Source organism: Plantactinospora sp. CA-294935, assembly GCF_050936445.1.
GTDB lineage: Bacteria > Actinomycetota > Actinomycetes > Mycobacteriales > Micromonosporaceae > Plantactinospora.
The window spans coordinates 5338963-5358217 of record NZ_JBNJMU010000001.1 but is presented as its reverse complement, the minus strand read 5'-3'; the positions used below and the strand labels follow the sequence as shown (position 1 = coordinate 5358217).

General features: G+C 66.1%; 13 protein-coding genes and 3 pseudogenes. 10 read left to right on the top strand and 6 right to left on the bottom strand.

Annotated elements, in window-relative coordinates:
- Positions 1 to 56 precede the first annotated feature (56 nt).
- Both ACQEVC_RS24000 and ACQEVC_RS23995 read right to left on the bottom strand, forming a co-directional pair.
- A complete protein-coding gene (locus tag ACQEVC_RS24000; protein ID WP_432881347.1) occupies positions 57 to 968 on the bottom strand; it encodes a PmoA family protein in 912 nt (303 codons plus the stop codon).
- Positions 961 to 2085: a Gfo/Idh/MocA family protein gene (locus ACQEVC_RS23995; protein ID WP_432881344.1), complete on the bottom strand. Its 1125-nt coding sequence runs from the start codon at positions 2083 to 2085 to the stop codon at positions 961 to 963. Before ACQEVC_RS23995 ends, ACQEVC_RS24000 begins: the two co-directional genes overlap by 8 nt.
- A gap of 149 nt (positions 2086 to 2234) precedes the next feature.
- On the opposite strand from ACQEVC_RS23995, the gene ACQEVC_RS23990 reads away from it, so the two are divergent.
- A complete protein-coding gene (locus ACQEVC_RS23990) occupies positions 2235 to 3242 on the top strand; it encodes a LacI family DNA-binding transcriptional regulator (protein ID WP_432881342.1) in 1008 nt (335 codons plus the stop codon).
- Between the two features lie 122 nt (positions 3243 to 3364).
- Positions 3365 to 4093: a cupin domain-containing protein gene (locus ACQEVC_RS23985; protein WP_432881338.1), complete on the top strand. Its 729-nt coding sequence runs from the start codon at positions 3365 to 3367 to the stop codon at positions 4091 to 4093.
- 1070 nt (positions 4094 to 5163) lie between these two features.
- Here the strand turns inward: ACQEVC_RS23985 and ACQEVC_RS23980 are convergent.
- Positions 5164 to 6186: a LacI family DNA-binding transcriptional regulator gene (locus tag ACQEVC_RS23980; protein ID WP_432881335.1), complete on the bottom strand. Its 1023-nt coding sequence runs from the start codon at positions 6184 to 6186 to the stop codon at positions 5164 to 5166.
- Positions 6187 to 6643: 457 nt separating this feature from the next.
- Between ACQEVC_RS23980 and ACQEVC_RS23975 the strand changes: the two genes are divergently transcribed.
- From ACQEVC_RS23975 to ACQEVC_RS23960, 4 genes and pseudogenes are all read left to right on the top strand, one after another.
- Positions 6644 to 6985, top strand: coding sequence for a hypothetical protein (locus ACQEVC_RS23975; RefSeq protein WP_432881333.1), 342 nt, complete (start codon positions 6644 to 6646; stop codon positions 6983 to 6985).
- A pseudogene (locus tag ACQEVC_RS23970) lies at positions 6979 to 7647 on the top strand (cellulose binding domain-containing protein); the annotation flags it as partial. The gene ACQEVC_RS23975 and the pseudogene ACQEVC_RS23970, both read left to right, overlap by 7 nt.
- 97 nt (positions 7648 to 7744) lie before the next feature.
- On the top strand, positions 7745 to 9505 hold the full coding sequence (locus ACQEVC_RS23965) for a GDSL-type esterase/lipase family protein (RefSeq protein ID WP_432881331.1): 1761 nt from the start codon (positions 7745 to 7747) through the stop codon (positions 9503 to 9505).
- 44 nt (positions 9506 to 9549) lie between these two features.
- Positions 9550 to 12669: a glycosyl hydrolase 115 family protein gene (locus ACQEVC_RS23960; RefSeq protein WP_432881328.1), complete on the top strand. Its 3120-nt coding sequence runs from the start codon at positions 9550 to 9552 to the stop codon at positions 12667 to 12669.
- Between the two features lie 419 nt (positions 12670 to 13088).
- Here ACQEVC_RS23960 and ACQEVC_RS23955 read toward each other — a convergent pair whose 3' ends face one another.
- Both ACQEVC_RS23955 and ACQEVC_RS23950 read right to left on the bottom strand, forming a co-directional pair.
- Positions 13089 to 13742, bottom strand: a complete 654-nt coding sequence (locus ACQEVC_RS23955; RefSeq protein ID WP_432881325.1) for a response regulator — start codon at positions 13740 to 13742, stop codon at positions 13089 to 13091.
- Complete coding sequence (locus ACQEVC_RS23950) at positions 13739 to 14890, bottom strand: sensor histidine kinase (RefSeq protein ID WP_432881322.1); 1152 nt, start codon at positions 14888 to 14890, stop codon at positions 13739 to 13741. The genes ACQEVC_RS23955 and ACQEVC_RS23950 overlap by 4 nt, the downstream gene beginning before the upstream one ends.
- Positions 14891 to 15063: 173 nt before the next feature.
- On the opposite strand from ACQEVC_RS23950, the gene ACQEVC_RS23945 reads away from it, so the two are divergent.
- From ACQEVC_RS23945 to ACQEVC_RS23935, 3 genes and pseudogenes are all read left to right on the top strand, one after another.
- Complete coding sequence (locus ACQEVC_RS23945) at positions 15064 to 15498, top strand: DUF6326 family protein (protein WP_432881319.1); 435 nt, start codon at positions 15064 to 15066, stop codon at positions 15496 to 15498.
- Between the two features lie 676 nt (positions 15499 to 16174).
- Complete coding sequence (locus tag ACQEVC_RS23940) at positions 16175 to 16384, top strand: helix-turn-helix transcriptional regulator (RefSeq protein WP_432881316.1); 210 nt, start codon at positions 16175 to 16177, stop codon at positions 16382 to 16384.
- Between the two features lie 3 nt (positions 16385 to 16387).
- A pseudogene (locus ACQEVC_RS23935) lies at positions 16388 to 16570 on the top strand (site-specific integrase); the annotation flags it as partial.
- A gap of 564 nt (positions 16571 to 17134) precedes the next feature.
- Here ACQEVC_RS23935 and hpnR read toward each other — a convergent pair.
- The gene (gene hpnR, locus ACQEVC_RS23930; protein ID WP_432881314.1) at positions 17135 to 18991 is read right to left on the bottom strand and encodes a hopanoid C-3 methylase HpnR; all 1857 of its coding nucleotides are present in this window, start codon (positions 18989 to 18991) and stop codon (positions 17135 to 17137) included.
- Between hpnR and ACQEVC_RS23925 the strand changes: the two are divergent.
- A pseudogene (locus ACQEVC_RS23925) lies at positions 18968 to 19255 on the top strand (Na+/H+ antiporter subunit A); the annotation flags it as partial. The gene hpnR and the pseudogene ACQEVC_RS23925 overlap by 24 nt on opposite strands.

Here is a 19255-nt window from a genome sequence, read left to right as displayed (position 1 = left end):
GGTTCCGGGGTTTCGGTATGTGCGTCGAGCTCGGGGGCAAAGTGCGCATCCGGGGGTCATAGGGCGAACTCGGCGCTCAGCCTCGTCAGCTCTTCCTGATCGCAGATGTGGTCGATGAACACGAACCTGTGACGGAGTTGCAGCGATTCGTTCTCGAGGAGGGTGAACTCCTCTTCGAAAGACGGCGATGGCGCGATGGCCGCAAAAGGTTCCCGCCGAACGAACCACCTGATCGGGACGTCCGTGCTCGAATGACCGGCAATGGTGAGGACGGTCCCGCCACGATCGACCTCGTCGTGCTCGGAACTGAAGGCGAGCCAAGGCGCGTCGCTTCCCATCAGTTCGCCACCGGCAGCCGGCATGGGTCCGGCGATCCTGCCACCGGTCCAGGAGCGTGGGCCACGCCAAAAGAGGCCGGCGTACCCCGCCTCGGGGCGTCCGTGGGTGGTCGGGCTTCCGAAGTCGAGCGATCGCCCAGCGATGTTCGTCAGCCGAGTTTCGAAGGTCAGCGCCCACAGTCCGCGGTCGGCATCGACGTCGTGGATGACCTGCCGCCGGTGCTCGTCGATCCAGGGATACCCCGTCGAGGTGATCCAGGAAAGCCGCTCGTCGATCACCGCCCGGCCCTCTTTGCAGGTCACCTTCTCGAACCTGACATGATCGATCCGACCGAGGTTGTCGGCATCCTGGTAGCCGCGAGGGTGAGAGTAGGTCGGCCCGCCCCAGAAGTTCTGCCCGGACACGTGGGACCAGGTCATCTGCAGGCCCTTGTGCCAACGGTGGTCCCAAGGCCGGTAGACCGTCATCGGGACACCACTGAGGCTTCGGATCGGATGCATGTACGGTTTGGGGGCTTCGTAAGCGGCAGCATCGGGGATGAACACATAACGGCCGAGTTCGGTGTCGCCGTATCTGATGATGAGCGTCTTGTCCTCTTCGCGAACAGACAGATCGAGCGCGCTAGGCATGGCTCTCTTCCTCCTTCGGCTTGAGGATGTCGGTGAACGTGGTGGGCGAGTGTCCGGCCATCGATCCGTAGAAGGGGTTCGAGGAATCGAGCTCTGAGCGTCGAACCGCCCGACGTTCAAAGGTGGATTGGTACAGCCCCGCCACGAGCTCGAGCACGCGGCGTCCATCGGGTCCGCTTGCGGCCGGTCGTTCACCAGACCGATAGCTGTCGATCAACTGGCGCAACTGGGCAGCGTGAGAGCTGGGCCGATCCTCGGTAGGCGGCCACGAGTTGGCCAGAGCCGCCTCGACTGTCGCCGACGGGGTCCAGCGCCAGTTGGTGTTGTCGTAGCCGTACAGGTGCTCCACCTCGACTGTCGCCTGAGTGAAGTCGAAGCGCAGGTAGCTTGTCTCGCGCGGCGAAAGGAGACTGTTCGTGATCGAGGCGAGCGCGCCTGACCGGAATCTCACGATGGCGAAAGAGACGTCCTCGGTTTCGGTGTCACGATCCAGTGTCGCGGCGGTCGCCATGACCTCGGTCCAGTCCCCGAGCAACGACAGAAGCAGGTCCATCTGATGGATTCCATGGCCCATCGTCGGGCCTCCGCCCTCGGTCTGCCATCGACCGCGCCACGGCACGTCGAAGTACTCGTGGGGGCGATACCAGAGGGTGTTGCACAAGGCAACGAGTGGCTTGCCCAAGGCGTCACTGGACGCGAGTTCCCGCAGCCGTCGGGCGGCAGATCCGAAGCGATGCTGGAAGACATAGCTGACATACGGGCCGCCTTTGCGCTCATGACGAGCGATCTCGTCGTACTCCGCCAGCGACAGCACCGGGGGCTTCTCACACCAGACCCAGGCGCCTGATGCCAGGGCGGTGACGACCGCCTCGCGGTGTGCAGACGGTGGTGTACACACGATCACCAGGTCCGGGGCGTCGTCAGCCAGCAACTGGTCGAAGTCAGTGGTGTGACGAGGGATCTCCCAGTCCTCGGCGAGTTGCCGCGCGGCTTCGGCGTCGACGTCGCACACGGCGACGACCTCGACGGCGGCTCCCATCTCCCGCAGGGCCGGCAGATGGCTCGTTCGGGCGATCCCACCAGCGCCCAGGACGGCGACTCGGACAGGAGTAGGCAACGTCGGACTCCCTCGCTTCGGTGCAGTCCGGCGGCTGAGCCGCCAGAAAGTGATGGATCACTTTCTGGCGACGGACGCTAGTGATCGATCACTTCCGTGTCAACGGTTCATCGGCTAGGTTTGATGACGCCGCCGTAGAGAGGACATGGATGACCGCCCCTGGTCCACCACGAATCACGATCCACGAGGTAGCGAGGAAGGCCGGCGTCTCCCATCAGACGGTGTCTCGCTACTTCCGTCGCGTCGACAGTCTGAAGCCGACCACCAGAGCCAAGGTCGAGGCAATCGTGGTGGCATTGAACTACCGCCCGAATCCCGTCGCTCGATCGATGCGCACGCGGCGCAGTGGCCGCCTCGCGATTGTGCTCCCGTCCCGGCCCGGCCTGCTCCATTCGCAGTTCCTCGGCGGCGCGTCGACGATCGCCCAGGCCGAGGGCTATCAGCTCGAGATCGTCACGCTGGCCGGCGACGCCCGCACCCGGGCCGAACGCGTCCTCGAGCTTGCGTCGAGCGGCGGCGTCGAGGGAGTGCTCTCCCTCAGTCCGCTCGACCTGGACCCCAGTCGATCACCCGTGCCCATCATCGCCACCGGCGACTACGACGACGAACTGCGTAGTCAGGGAGACCTTGCTGACGCCTCGGTAGTTCGGAACATCGTCGAGCATCTGGCATCACTCGGGCATAGGGACTTCCTTCACGTAGCGGGCCCTCAGACCTACACTTCGGCGCGCAACCGGGTACGGGTTTACGAGACAACGATCGAGGAACTCGGCCTCACGTCGCATGGCGTGGCTGAGGGAGACTGGTCCGGCAAGTCCGGGTACGAGGCCGTCCAAGGGCTCCCGGCCGGCTCCAAGGTCACCGCCGTCATAGCGGCCAACGATCTGGCCGCCATGGGTGCCATCCGGGCGGCACTGGAGCGAGGATGGCGCGTCCCGGACGACGTCAGCGTCTTCGGCTGGGACGACTTCGACATGGGTCGCTACGCCTCGCCATCGATCTCTACGGTCGCGGTGGATCGAGAAGCTCAGGGCCATGAAGCGATTCACAAACTCCTCGCCGCAGTACGCGGCGAACAACCCTCGCTGCCTTCCCACGGCCCCATTAATCGGATCATCATCCGCGAGTCTGTCGGCCCAGCGCCTCGGCGGGACTGACGGATATGTCCAACCGGGCTCGCAATCTCTGACAAGCACCGTCGTCGAGATCCTGGTGGATCCCATCTCGCGCAACTCGGCCGGTTCATTCTGCGGCCCGCGACCCTACCGGAGCTGTCCAGATGAGCAAGACCTTTCCCGGCGGCACCTCTGTCACCCACCTCGACGTCTACACCAGCACCTGCCCGGACGGGCTGGCCGGTGGCACCCCACACCTACATACCGCCTCCACCGAGGCGTACGTCGTGGTCGAAGGACACGGCGCACTGCACACCCTCGACCTCTCCGGGCCCCGTGAGACACCCTTGGAACCAGGCAGCACCGTCTGGTTCACGCCCGGCACTATCCACCGCGCCATCAACCACGGCGGCCTACGCGTCGTGGTCGTGATGGCCAACGCCGGCCTCCCCGAAGCCGGCGACGCGGTCATGACCTTCCCGACCGAGATCGTCGCCGACCCCGCCCGCTACCGGCAACATGCGACGCTGCCCGACACAGCACCCGAGTCAGAACTCGACGCCGCCGCACGACGCCGGCGTGACCTCGCGGTCGAAGGCTTCCACCAGCTCGCCCGCAGCTTCCAGGGTGGCGACCCGAAGCCCCTCGAACGCTTCTACGACACCGCGGCCGCCCTCGTCCGCCCTCTGGTCGCCGGGTGGCGCCGCACCTGGCAGGAGACTGTCGCGCGGGAAACCAGCCACACCGCCCACGTACTCGACGCGCTCGAGCACGGATACGCGAGTCACCTGCGCACCGCCGCGCTGCTCCAGGCGCCGGGCAGCCCCACCCGCCGCTTCGGCATGTGCGGCCGGCTGCGCACCTATGATGTACGCCATCATGCGGGTCAGTGATGTCGACTTCCCAAACCGGCCAATTCCATCGATAGTCGCAACGCTGCTGGTCATGATGGTCTCACTGCTCCATCGAAGATCTCGGCTGGGGACTGCCAGCCAAGGGTCATGCGAGGTCTGTTGTTGAGGCGGTCCTGCACCCGGCGAAGCTCCTCCGGGCCGTGGATGGACAGGTCAGTGCCCTTCAGGAGTAATGGCGCACCAACCCGGTCGTGTTCTCGTTGGTGCTGCGCAGCCACGGGCTCGCCGGGTAGGCAAAGAACAAATTCTGCGTCAGCTCTTCAGCGATGTGCTCGTGGTGGGCCAGCTCGTGCCCTGGTCCGAGGTCAGTGTGTGCCGGGCACTTGCCGGCAGCTACGCAGCGCGGTGAGGGCGTCGCGAACCGCGGCGGCGTCGTGGCCGTCAGGTAGCTGCGCCAGCAGCAGGTAGCGGCTGTGCCGGTCGACCAGGGTGACGATCGCCGATCGATTGCCGCGTCGACTTCGACCTACCCAGCTGTTTCGGCGGTCTCTCGCATGTCCAAGCCGTCAGGCGCAGCGTCGCGATACGACGCTCCAAAAAGGACAGGTACCGCTGCTCTCACTCGGCTTGTTCTTTAAGGTCTCTGCTGTTGTCGGGCGGTGAGAGTGCACTCGCGTTCGACGGTTTTGCCAACGTCGTGGCGGGGTGCCGGGTGGACGTCGAGGTAGGCGTGGGCCAGTACGAGGGTTAGCGGCAGTGCCGGGGTCGTAAGGCCGCACCTGGTACTGGTCGAGGCCGACGTCGGTCTTCGCTCTTTGGGCATTCCTCGATCGCCAAGCAGGTGCCGGCCACGCACAGAGGCCTGGACGTGGCGGGAGGCTCATCGAGGGCCGTGAGGCACAGAACCACGGGCTCCTGGCGGGTCAGGCCTCGCACATCCTGTTCGATCATCTCCGGCCGAAAGTCATCCTCAGAAAGATCGGCCGTTGCTAACCCGCGTCGCCTGGGTCGTCTCCCTGGTGGTCGTGCTCATCGTGTCTCCATCTGTTGCGCGGACCCCCGTCGGCCCGGCCAGGCGGTCCAGATCGTACCCGGCGTCGCCTGGACGCTCAAAAGGATCGGGGCGGCGCGGTACTGGCGCGAACGACGAGGGTGGTGCCGAGTTCGTACCTGTCCTGTTCCAGGATCTTGCCGTCGGCGAGTTCGAGCACCAGTCGGGCTGCGGTGACGCCCATCTCGGCGAATGGTTGGCGCACTGTGGTCAGGGGAGGCGCGAGCCACGCTGCCAGGTCGATGTCGTCGAAGCCGACCACGCTGAGGTCGTCGGGTATGCGTAGGCCGGCCTGTCGGGCCGCTTCATAAACGCTCATGGCTTGCAGGTCGTCGCCGCATACGATGGCAGTGGGTCTTTCGGGTAACGCCAAGAGTTCCTGGGCGGGTTTCCGTCCACCGTCGAACGTGAAGACGCCGCGGCGCTCGAGGTTCTCGTCGAACAGGATGCCGGCGTGGTCCAGGGCGGCTCGAAAGCCGTCCAGCCGGGCTCGGGCGGAAAGGTACTCGACGGCCCCGGTGATCACTGCGATCCGCCGGTGACCGAGTTCGAGCAGGTGTCGGGTCGCGGTCAGGGCGCCACTCCAGTTGTTTGATCCGACCGCGGGGACGGGCAGACCGCCGACCGGGTCGAGGGCCAGCATGGGAACGCCACTGGCCGCCAGTTCGGCGTGCTGGCCGGTGAGTAGGGGGCAGACCGCGATGACGCCGGTGGGCTGTCGCAGCAGCAGCGGTTCCAGCCAGCGGTCGTGTGGGCGTATGTCGGTGAAGCTGACACTGCAGTCGCGCTCGATGGCAACCTGTTGCACTCCGCGCAGGATCTCGATGGCGATGGAGCCCACCATCGATCCGAATACCACTTCCAGCGCCGGTGTCGCCCTGCTCACCGACGGCCGACGGTATCCGTGTTCCTGTAGCAGCGCTTCGACTCGCTGACGGGTCTGCTCCCCGACTCCGCTGCGGCCGTTGAGGACCTTCGACACGGTGGGTGGTGACACGCCGGCGAGTTCGGCGATCGTCGCTATGTGTACATCCCCACGGCGAGCTTTGCGGCGGGGCAGGGGTCGGCCGTGCTCGCTCACGGCCGGAGTCTACGTCCAACCTACGTCCGACCGACGAACCGATACCGGCTACGCCGGGTGCGAAAGAAATGTTATCGATAACATTTCGCGCAACTACAGAAGTTGCCTCGTCATCACCGTCCGTCTAACGCATTGGGCAAGGCGTCGCTCCATGAGCTGGCCAATGAGCCAGCTCATAGGTCGTCGTCGTCCTTGTGTCACGACCTGGCGCCGCACGTGTCGAGGGTTCAAGCGAACGGATTGCCGTGACGTTCAATCACTTTAAGTAATTGAACCTGAGCGAAGCGCTGCGACCCAGGATGCGAACTTTCGCGAAATTTCGCCGTACCATCTTGACGACGTCGACACTCATCGGCGATGGTCGATATAGCTGAGGTTCGCGGCAACCAACGGGACTATCCGTGATCATCCGGTTGCTCACCGCCCCTTCCGTCCCAAACCCGCAAGGAGAAACCCGGTGATCATCGACTCGGGCCGTTCCGGGTGCCGTACCAGGCTTGTCGCGTTCGCGGCGGCGGCCCTCACCGACGCCGCCGCGATCACCTTCGTCGTGAACGCCCAGACCGTCACCCTCGCCGCAGTCGGCGTCGAGGACGACGGCGCCGACTGCCCGGTGAGCCTGCCGGGCTCCACCCCCGCCAACGCCAACCCCCCCGACCCCTTCACCCGGATCGACGGCACTCGCATCACCAGCACCGCCGACTGGCGCTGCCGGCGCGCCGAGATCAAGAGGCTGACCGAGCGATACGTCGGTGAGAAGCGCCGAGGGGGGCCAGAGGCTGGGCAGCGCGTATGGTGAGTAGCCGTGGTTCGGTGACGCCTTCGGCTCGTACACCGGCGCTCCGAACAACCTGCCGGTGGACACCCACGAGTTGGTGGCTGGCTCTTGTGGCGCCGCGCGGTCTGTTCGTCATGGACAATCCGCACATCAAAAAACCTGGGTCCGAAGGCGGCCCTGGGCGGTGCCGAGGTCTACAACGCCCTGGGCGCCGGTTCCAACATCACCTACTGGTCCGACGTCGCGAGTGGCAGCCACTGCGCCAACCGGCCCGAGTGGAAGACCCCGCTGACGCAGACCATCAAGAAGTTCCTGCTGAAGACCGGCAACGATCCGGGCGCCATGCGGATTTCCTGCAAGGCGTCGGGCAGCCTGGCGGACTGGCGTACCTGGACCACGCCGAATCTGACCCGGGGCCCAACGTCGCAGCCGCGGTGTCGCAGCCGCCCGTTCCGCAGCCGCCGGTGTCCCAGCAGCCCGCTGGGTGCTCGGCCTCGGTGTCGCTGAGCTCGTGGAGCGGTGGTTTCGTCGCCACGGTCAAGGCCAGCGGGGGCTCGGCGCCGGTGAACGGCTGGCGGGTCGTCGCGAACCTGCCGTCCGGCCCGGCGGTCACCAACTCGTGGAACGCGGACCGCACCGGTACCAGCGGCGCCGTGCAGTTCAGCAACGTCTCCCACAACGGGTCGATTCCGGTCGGTGGCTCCACCGAGTTCGGCTTCCAGGGCACCGGGTACGCCGGCAGCGGTCTCACCGCTACCTGCTCCCGGCGTTCGGAGTCCAGTGCGGATCGTCGGCTGTGGGGCGTTGACACCAGGGGCAGCACCGGTGTTTTCGGCGTGGCGTCGATCGCAAACGTTCGTCGCAGAAAGGTGGGTCATGCTCAGATTCAGGTTCTTTCCGGTCCCCATCACAGCGGCGGTCGCTACAGCGATCCTCGGCGTGGCGTCGGCCGCCGCCGTCACGGCCGCTCCGAATGTCGCCGCCGACGCACTGGCCGCGAACGCCGAGGCGGACCACTGGGTGGCGACCTGGACGTCCATGCCGCAGCTCACCGAGCCGTCGAACATGCCGCCCCCGCCGTTCACACAGGGGAGTCAGGTGATGGCGGACACCACACTGCGCCAGACCATCCGCATCACGGTCGGCGGATCACGGTTCCGCCTGCACCTGAACAATGTGTTCGGCGGCGCTGTTCTGCCGATCACCGCCGCGTCGGTCGCGCTACCGGCCGGCGGGATGGCCGGAGCGAGCGGGATCCAGCCCGGCACCGCCCAGCCGGTCACCTTCGGGGGCCAGCCGTCGATCACCGTCCCGGTAGGCGCCGAGGCGATCTCCGACCCGCTGGACAAGACCGTGCCGAGCGGGGCCAACCTCACCGTGACGCTCTACCTCGCGAGTGGGCAGTCATCCGGCAGCATCACCTCGCACCCCGGGTCCCGCACGACGTCGTATCTGGTGCGGGGCAACCATCTCAACGACACGACGTTGTCCAACGCCACCGCGGTCGATCATTGGTACTTCGTCAGCGGCCTGGACGTGTCGGCGTCGGCGGACACCGGCGCGGTCGTGGTGCTCGGCGACTCACTGACCGACGGCCGGGGCTCCACCACGAACGGCAATGACCGGTGGCCGGACAAGATGTTCGAGCGCCTGCAGCAGCAGAGCGCGACGGCCGATGTCGCCGTCGCCAACCAGGCTGCGGGCGGCAACGCGGTGCTCAGCGGAGGTCTCGGCCCCACCGCTTTGCAACGCTTCGACCGTGACGTGCTCGGTCAGAGTGGAGTCAAGTGGCTAATCGTCTTCGAGGGAGTCAACGATCTCGGCTCCAGGGGATCGCCGAGCACCGCGAACGATCTAATCGCGGCGTATCGGACGTTCATCACGCGCGCCCACGCCGCCGGGATCGAGGCGTACGGGGCCACGATCACCCCGTTCGGCGGTAGCGGTCACGACGACGACGCCGGTGCCCACGAGGCCGCTCGCCAGACGGTCAACTCATGGATCCGCACCAGCAACGCGTTCGATGCCGTGCTGGACTTCGACCAGGTGGTACGCGACCCGTCGAACCCTCGCCGCATCCGGCCGGCCTACGACACCGGTGACCACCTGCACCTGAACCAGGCCGGGTACGCGGCCCTGGGGGCCGCCGTACCGACCTCGCTGTTCGATACGCCCGTCGTCCCCACCTCACCCGTGCCGCCCAGCTCAACGCCGCCGACCTCCAGCACCGCCTCGAGCCCTGCCCAAGGTGGATGCTCGGCCTCGTACCAGGTCGCCAACTCGTGGAACGGCGGCTTCGTCGCCGGTGTGGACGTCACCGCGGGCTCTGCACTGATCCGCGGCTGGCGCGTGACCCTGAACCTTCCGTCCGGAACCGCCGTCAGCAACGGCTGGAACGCCATGTTCACCGGTACCCGCGGCACAGTGACGGCCTCGAACACGACCTACAACGGCACGCTCACCCCTGGGGCGTCGGCCAGCTTCGGCTTCCAGGGCACCGGCTCCGGAAGCGCCGTCACGGTCAGCTGCGCGGCGGCATAGCCCGTGGGCTTCTGTCGTGCGCGGTCATCCAACAAGGAGGCAGTATGAAACGGATCTGGAGCGTGGACGCAAAGCCCGTCGGTCGACGGCGCGGGCGTCGACGACCGCGTGCTGTGGCCGGCGCGCTGTCGTTGCTATTGGTCGGTGTCGCCGCGGCAACCGTGGTGGCGACATCGCAGCAGGCCAGCGCAGCCGACGGCGAGTACATCTCGTTCGAGCCGGTCAGCGGCGGCTTCGCGGTGGCGGGCGACGGCAAGGCCGCGCCACTGGTCGTGGACGGCGGCGACTACGCCGGTGTCGTCCGGGTCGTCAACGACCTGCGCAGCGACGTGCAGAAGGTCACCGGCGTACAGCCGGCGTTGTCGAACACGACGCCTACCAACGGCGAAGCGGTCCTGGTGGGGACGATAGGGAAGAGTCGCCTCATCGACGGACTGGTGTCCGGCGGCAAGCTCGATGTCAGCACGGTGCGGGGCAAGTGGGAGACGTCGCTGCAACAGGTGGTGGACAACCCACTGCCCGGGGTCAGCAAGGCGTTGGTGATCGCCGGCAGCGACCAGCGGGGCACCATCTACGGCGTCTACGACATGTCCCGGCGGATCGGGGTGTCGCCCTGGTGGTACTGGAACGATGTGCCGGCCCGCAAGAACAGCACGATCTACGTCACCCCGGGCGTGCACACGCAGGGGACCCCCGCGGTGAAGTACCGTGGGTTCTTCATCAATGACGAGAACCCGTCGACCGGGAACTGGGCGCGCGCGACGTTCGGACCCGGTCTGGCGCCCTGCTGCCCCGCAGGCCTGACCAAGAAGTACTACGAGAAGGTCTTCGAGACCGCGCTGCGCTTGAAGGCGAACTACCTGTGGCCGGCGGTGTGGGGACGAGCGTTCGCCGAGGACGACCCGGACAACCATGCGACCGCAACCCGGTACGGCGTGGTAATGGGAACCTCCCACGAGGCGCCCATGATGCGCGGAATCGAGGAATGGAACCGCCACCCCAACGCGTACGGCGGCAACGGGCAGTGGAGTTTCGTCAACAACTCCACCGCGGTCAAGGCGTACTGGCGAGACGGCATCAAGCGGATGGAGCAGCAAGGCTTCGAGGGCGTCGTCACCCTCGGCATGCGTGGCAACGGTGACACCAGCCTGCCCGACGGCCCCGGGATCGACCTGATGCGCAACATCATCTCCGCCGAACGGCAAATCCTGGACGAGGAGAGCAGCAAGCCGCTGCACCAGATCCCGCAGGTCTTCACGCTCTACAAAGAGGTCCAGCGGTACTGGGACCAAGGGCTACGCCCGCCGGACGACGTTACGGTGGTCTTCACCGACGACAACTGGGGCAACATCCGCAAGGTGCCGGACCGCAGCATGCCGGCCCGCGCCGGCGGTTACGGCATGTACTACCACTTTGACTACGAAGGCCTCGGCCGTAATTACCAATGGGTTGACACGATCAACCTGGCGAACACCTGGGAGCAGTTGCACACCGCCTACACCTCGGGCATCGACCGGCTGTGGGTGGTCAATGCCGGTGACCTGAAGAACGAGGAGGCTCCAACGCAATTCTTCCTGGACTACGCCTGGGATCCGAACTCCGTGCAGGCGGACGGCATCGATGACTGGACCCGCCGATACGCGGCGCAGAACTTCGGTGGCGCCGCAGCCGCCGCGGTCGGTGATCTGGTCTACGACTACGGCCGGTTGCAGGCCCGCCGCAAACCGGAGGCGACCAACCGCCGGTACACGGGCAGCACGGGCACGGTCACGGTCGACGACACAATGACACCGTTCAGCATCGAGAACTACGACGAACTGAACCGGGTCACCGCAGACTGGGACGCCCTGCTGGCCCGCGCCGACCAGATCAAGGCCGGCCTGCCGGCCGCGGACCAGGACGCCTACTACGGCCTGGTCTACTACGCGATCAAGGCCACCGCCAACATGTACCACCTACGGCAAGCCCAGTTCCTCAACCGGCTCTACGCCGCCCAGGGCCGAGCCTCGACCAACGATCTCGCCGCTACCGCGGAGGCACGGTTCAACGACGACAAGGCGATGCAGACCTACTACAACACCACCCTGGCCGGTGGAAAGTGGACGGGTTGGCAGTCCCAGGCCAAATTCGGCTACGGGGACGTCGCGAAGATCGGGAACGGCTGGAACGAACCGGCCATCGACGCCATCTACCCAGCGGTCCAACGGATCACAGTCCCGAGCGCGGCATCGTTGGGCGTCGCCATCGACGGGTCGCTGAACTGGTGGCCAAATGCGTCCGGCACACCGGTGCTGCCCGCATTCAGCCCGTACCAGACCGCACCGGCGCAGTACATCGACGTGTTCAACCGCGGCACCACCGCCTTCACCTACCGGGTCACCCCCTCGGTCGGTTGGCTGAAGGCCACCAACAGCAGTGGCACCGTCAGCAAGCAGGCCCGCTCAGTGCTGAGCGTGGACTGGAGCCAGGCCCCCGCCGGCACCACCACCGTCCCGATCACCGTCACCGGCGCGGGTAGGACCGTCACCGTCCAGGCCACCGTCATCAAGCCCACCAACCCGCCCGCACCGCTCACCGGTTTCGTGGAGGCCGGCGGCTACGTCTCGATGGACGCCGACCACTACACCACCGCGGTCAACGGCAACGGCGTCTCCTGGCAAGTTGTCCCGGACATCGGGCGTACCGAGTCCGGGATGCGGGCCAGCTCCGTCACCGGCCCCAACCAGACCCCGGGTGGCAACAGCCCCCGTCTGGAGTACGACGTGAACCTCACCAAGGCGGGGGCGGTCACCCTGTGGTCGTACCTGTCACCGAGGAACAACGTCCGGCCGGGCGACGGCCTCAAGTACGCGATCTCCATCGACGACCAGGAACCCAAGGTCATCAATGCCACCACCGCCACCGGGTCGGACGACACCGCCATGAACAACGGCTGGGCACGCAACACCCTCGACGCCGTCAACCGAACCTCAACCACCTTCACCGTGGCTACCCCTGGAAAACACACCGTCAAGTTCTGGCTGGTCGATCCCACCGTGGTGGTGCAGAAACTGATCCTGGACACCGGGGGCCTGCGCACCAGCTACCTCGGTCCACCGGAGAGCTTCCGCGCCGACGGCCGGACAACCCCGAGCTACCCACCGCCGGTGGGTGTGTACAACTAACGGCCCTGTCTCACATTCGGCCCTGTCTCACATTCGGTGGTAGCGGCGTGTAGCGGATTGCTTGCGTGAGCGACGATCGTGACCAAATTGGACGGAACGGGATAAAGCTTCCTGCGGATCATGGTTGGTCTTCTCCCTCGAAGCCGACCAGCCTTGAAGAGTCAGCGCCGGAGGCTCGCGAGCACGGCTCGCGGCGCCGCTACCGACCGTTACCACCGAATGTGAGCCAGAGCCCTTCGTGTGTGTCTGACACACCCGTGCACCCAGCCAGCCTGGCCGGCGCACGCTCTTGCCGATGTGCGTGCACGTGATCATGCGCAGGCGGCTTGCTGCTTGGATTGTCCGGCATGTCTGGTCCACGCCTTGACCGTAGGGATCGCGGATTGCCGGGATTCCGGCCGAGGTTGCCCGATGGCGGTCTACTTCATGCGGTTCGTTTCGTAGGCCCACATGGCGAGTTCGACTCGGTTTCGGGCAGCGAGTTTGGTCATGAGACTGGTGACGTGGAACTTGACGGTGCTGATGCTGATGTGAAGTTCTTCGGCGATCTCGGCGTTGGTCCTTCCTCGCGCGACCCTGCGGAGCACGTCCTCCTCACGTTCTGTGAGGGCGTCGATGGGTTGGGCGGGCGCGGTGGCGGGGGTGTTGGTCGAGAAAGTGGCGAGGAGTCGACCGGTGACCCCTGGGTCGATGAGCACATCGCCTCGGACTGCGGCGTGGATTGCCTGGATCAGTTGGTCGGGTTCGGCGCCTTTGAGGAGGAAGCCTCGGGCACCTGCCTTGAGGGCTCCGTAGATGTACTCGTCGGTGTCGAAGGTGGTGATCACCACGACGGCGATCGGATCGGCGTTTCCTGGTCCGGCGAGCAGGCGAGTGGCTTCGATGCCGTCGAGGTTCGGCATGCGAATGTCGAGTAGGCAGACGTCGGGTCGCAGTTCGCGAGCGAGCGTGACGGCTTCACGTCCGTCGGCGGCCTGCCCGATCACGTCGATGTCAGGCTGACCGTTGAGGATTGTTGACAGTCCCGCACGGACTATGCCCTGGTCATCGGCGATGAGGACGCGAATGGTCATATCGCCGTGCCGTGGCGTGGGAGAACCGCCCGGACGCCCCAACCGCGATCCGGATTCGGTCCGGCCGTGAGCGTCCCACCCAGTAGGGTGACTCGCTCGGTCATGCCGACCAGCCCGTACCCGGGTTGGTTCGGGGCGGGCGTGGTGCGGGCGCCGTCGTCGCTGACCGTCACCTGCACGTCGGTGGCGCTTCCGATCACGGTGACCTCGACCCGGGTTGCCTGCTGTGCGTGGTGCTGGGCGTTGGTGACCGATTCTTGCGTGACCCGGTAGATGGCGGCCTCCAGAGCCGGTGGGAGATTCGTCAGTTCACCGCGCAGCTCCACGTCGATGCGAAGCGAGTCGGTGCTGTTCGCGGCCAGACGTTCGATGTCGGCAATGCGGCGTTGGGGGGCCATGGCGGGCCGCTTCTGGCGGTCCCGGAGTGCGCTGACCATCGTGCGCATCTCCGCGAGCGTTCGGGCTGCCTCGCGGTCGATGGTCTCCAAAGCCTCGGTTGCCCCGCTGAGCGACGACGACCGCGCGAGGAACAGTCCGGCCTGAGCCTGGATCGCGATCGCGGAGACGTGATGGGCGACGGTGTCGTGCAGTTCCCTCGCCAGATGCTCTCGCTCTTGCAGCTTGGCATGCTCGACCATCTGCTCGCGAGCTGTGACCCGGTAGCGGATGGACACCCCCAGTGCCGCCGTGAACAGCAACACCGCAGTCCCGGCGATCGTCTCGGCGACCCCGGTGAAATCGGTGCTGACGCTGGCGCTGACAGCGACAGCCATGATGGCGAGCCCGATGGCGGCGTCGCGGCCAGCACCCCATCTGAAAAGCGGGTAGGCAAGTATCAACACAGCCCATCCGCTGTGCAACACCACCGGTTCGGCGCCCGCGACGAACGTGGCCACATCCAGCGCCGCGAACGTGCCGAAGGCGAACGCCACGACCGACAGCGGATGGGTTCGCCGGAACAGGACCGCAACCGCCAGTCCGCATCCGAAGGCGACGGCGACCGGTCGCCATACCAGATCACGACGCAGGACCGCTTCAAGCGCGACTCCGGCCATCACGATCGCGGCGAACACCCAGTCGTCCCGGCCGCGCGCCGGCGGGTTCTTCCCGGCGGGTTCGGCCCACACCGCCGTCGCGGCATTCCACATGACTGTCACAGTAGCGATTGCGCGATGGCGGCGGGACAGCCCCAGGAACAGTCCCTGACCTGGCCCATCGGCCAGGTCAACCTTGGCCACAGGACTCGTGTGCTCCGCGTCGGTCCTCTCGAAACTGGAAACCGTTCGGCTCTACTCGGCTCACCAACAGAAGGAGACCGTCGGTGGACAGGAATCGGGCAACAGAGCTTCACGATACGAAGGTGGATGTGAAGGTCGCGCTCTGTGGTTTATGGATCTCCCTGCTCTTCGTGTTCGCGTACGTCGACATCTTCGGTTTCTTCCGGGCCGACGTGATCAACGGAGTACTCGCCGGCAAGGTATCCGGCACAGGTTTAGAGATCAATCAGGCTTTCCTCGTCTTCACTACGATCTTCATCGTGATTCCATGCCTGATGGTCATCGTCTCGCTCTTCGCCCGAGCAAAGATAAACAGAGTGGCCAACATCGTCGTCAGCCTGATCTATGTGGTATCCGTGGCCGTGACGATCGTCGGCGGAACGTGGATTTACTACATCCTCGGGACTGTCATCGAGATGACGATCCTCCTCGCAATCGCAAGAGTCGCCTGGACCTGGCCCAAGCATCCTGCCCATTGACAACAATCGACGGCGGCTCGAAGCACCAGTGCGCACCACGGCCCGCCCGCAGCCTCGAACTCATCAGCGTGTAGACCCGTCCGGCGGGCGACACGCCTGGCAAACCACCCCGGCCCGGTGCCGGACTGATCGGACCCGCAATAGTCCAGAGACCCGTCCGGCGGGCGACACGCCTGGCAAACCACCCCGGCCCGGTGCCGGACTGATCGGACCCGCAATAGTCCAGTAGCGTGCACCACCCACACACGGTGGGCGACCGAGGGAACCGGTGGGCACGCCCACCTGGTTCCAGATCACCCGGTCACGGCGACCAAGGCTTCCACGTCGACTTGATGGTCTTTACCGCTCCGGGAGTCGCGATGGCTGAATCTGCCCCAACTCCGACCGATCACGACCCCCAGCGACTCACGAGACGACGCCACGACGGTTCCCGCGACGTGACCCGAATCGCGGAGAACGATGTCAGCACAGGATCGACCGATGGCGGTGAGTCAAGCTACGGTGCCGCCGCGCCAACAGGCGCTACCAGCCGCAATGACTTTGACGAATCCCAATCTGAGGTACGCGCTAAAAGGACGCCCGATCCATGCCCGCCCTACTCGCACGCCGCACCGGTGTCCATGCCGCCTGGCGAACCGCTCCCGCCGCCTGGCCCGTCCGACACGGCAGACCGGCCATGAGCGCGTCGACCGCCCCCGAATGGCGGCCCGACCCCCTGCTCACCATCGACGATGTCGCCGTCTGGCTGGGCAAGCCGAAGAACACCCTCTACGCCTGGCACAGCCGAGGCAAGGGCCCACGCGCCATCCGCGTCGGCAACACCCTGCGCTACCGGCGCAGCGACATCGAGCGCTGGCTCGACGACCACACCGACCCGGAACGGTAAGCCGTGGCACGACCTGAACTGCCCATCGGCACCTGGGGCAAGATCCGCACCGAGAAGCTCCGGCCCAACCGGTTTCGCGCCCGGGCCCGGTTCCGCGACCACGACGGCATGACTCGCGACATCGAGGCGACCGGTACCAGCGGCCCGGCCGCCGAACGGGCGCTGAAGGTCAAGCTGCGTGACCGCACCACCTACTACATCGCCAAGCCCGTCCAAGCTCCGGACGTCTCCGAGATCCTTGAACGCGAAGATGCTGGTTGGCGGGCTACACCGGAGCGGGCCGGCACCTGGTGCAGCGCCGTACCCACTCGGCATGGCGTACACGTTCCTCGGCTGTGACCCGCAAGAACAAGAGGAAGTAGGCACTGCGGACCGGCGTCGAGCGCACAGTCAACGCCCGGCGCCGGATGCATCACACCGCTGACTCTCATCAATCGTTCTCCCGACAGTCCGACTCCTAACCACGGCCGAACCGCGAACGCTGACCGGTGCGTCGTGCAACCCGGCCAACGGCTCCAGTCATAGCACTAGCTGTGTCGGATTCCGTGAGAACCGCTCCGGAACCTATTGGCAACCATTACATTGTGTGCATGCCTCGATCACTAGCCGTTTCCAACGGCTTGGCTGGACGCACCGGAATCGCCGCCACCGTTTGAGCGCACGGAACGCTTCCAATCGTCGTCTTGCCCTCGGCGAGGCGGCGCCGGTAGTAGGCGCGGCCGGGAGTGCCACGGCGGAGCTGGACGATGGTCATGATGTGCAGGACCCGGTTGATGCGCCGGTTCCCGACTCGGGAGAGTCGGTGGCGGCGTTGGTCACGGGAGGATGCCTCGAGCGCAGCCGTGCCGTTCTCGGCCCGGCGGGGCGGTCGAGGTGTATGTAGAGCTGTTTGCGATCACGCGGCCCCACCGGTTGCGGTTGGGGTTGCGGAAGTTGGTATCGGACCGGCCGCTGGTGCTCCGCGTGGAGCCGACCCGGGTTGTACACCCGGGAGAACCCCCACAGCATCCTGGCAAAGTTGGTCTGGCCACGCGCCAGGAGGCGGGAGACCAGTCCGGCGGTCCGGGCCAGCGCGACGACACCGAGGTGCTTACGGTTGATCACCGACTGCGTGCGTACCAGTTCCCGGTAGAACTCGTGCAGCGGCAGCCGGGTCGGCGTCACCGCATGCTGGATGTCGAACAGCCGGTAGTCAAAGGTGGTGAGCTCTCGGGACTGGGTGTGCCAGATCTCCGTGCCCGGGTAGGGCGTCATCACCGAAAGGTGGACGATTTCCGGCACACTCAGAGCCCATTCGCGGACGAGTCGGAACTGTTCGCAGTCCCACTGCGGGTCGACGATCAGGTTGATGGCGACCGAGAGGCCGAGCTTTCTGGCCTGTTCCAGCGCCTTCATGTTCTCGTCCGGGCTGATGCGTTTGCGGAAGAGGTCCAGTCCCTCGGCGTCCAGTGCCTCCATGCCGAGGAACATGTAGTTCAGGCCGAGTCTCTTCCATCGGGCGAATACGTCCGTGTTCCGCAGCAGTACGTCGGCCCGAGTCTCCAGATAGTACTGTTTGCGGATCTTGCGGCGCTCCAGTTCGGCTGCGATCGCGTGCCCGTGTTCGGGTCGAATGAAGGCAACATCGTCGACAATGAATATGCCGGGCTCACTGATCCTGGCTATCTCCTCGGCGGCGACCGGGGCGGAGACCTTGCGGTAGCTGCGGCCGTAGAACGTCCAGGCCGAGCAGAAAGAGCAGTCCCAGGGGCAGCCCCGAGTGAACTCGACGGAGGCCGCGGGGTCGAGGACCCCGATGAAGTAGCGGTTACGGCGGCGGACCAGGTCGCGGGCCGGGCGTGGCGCGTCGATCGAGTCCAGCAGTTTCGGTTGCGGACCGCGGCCCTGGAGGGTCACGGCGCCGGGTGCCTCGTGGGCAGCGCCGTCGCGCTCGGCGGCCAGCAGCGCCACCGAGCCGGTCTCTCCCTCGCCCCGCACGACGGCGTCGATCACTCCCTCGGCCTGCCCCAGGATGTGCTCGGCGATGAACGAGACCGAATGCCCGCCCACGAAGACGTAGGGCGACGGCGGCTGTTCCTTGAACCAGCGAGCCAGCTCGATGACCTCGGGAACGTTCGCCAGGTAGTTGAGCCCGAAGCCGACCGCGTCCGGCCCGAAGTTCAGGAATTCCCTGGCCAGCTCGGCCTTGGTGTGGGTCTGCAGATCGACGAGCCGCACGTCGTGGCCGGCCTCCCGTAGCGCGGCGGCCACGCACTCGAGACCCAACGGCTCCAGGCGGAGGAACAGCTCCGAGTACATCAGGACGCTCGGATGCACCAGTAGGACCTTCATCTCGTCCACCTCGTCCGATTTCCGCCAATATGCCCGTTCATCCTCGCACACACCGCGCCACCGCATGCGGCGAATGTGAGCGCTGGTGCAGATCCACCCGTTCGTTGCCGAGGCAGGTTTTCGGGGGAAGTCGGCGGGTATGCCGCGTTTCCGACCAGAGCTGGGCGGAACGGTAGGATCAGCGAAGGAGAGAATGCCGTGTCGATTCATCCGCGGCTTGTTGTTCGGCCCGAACTCGCCCGATAGCTCGGCATGGCGGCCGTCCTCGGAATACACCTGCTCGTCGCGGCTACCTGCGCCGGGCTCGCTCGACGCTGGGGCGCCCGGGTCCTGGCCCTCGGCGCGGTCGCCCCCGCGGTCGGTTTCGGATGGTTGCTGACCGCGCTACCAGATGTGCTTGCCGGCCAGGAGCGGAGGTTCTCCTTCGCCTGGGCCCCGGCGCTCAATCTCGAGTTGTCGCTGCGGCTGGACGCGCTGGCCCTGCTGCTCGGACTGGTCGTCAGCGGCGTCGGTACCGTCGTCCTGCTCTATGCGGTCCGG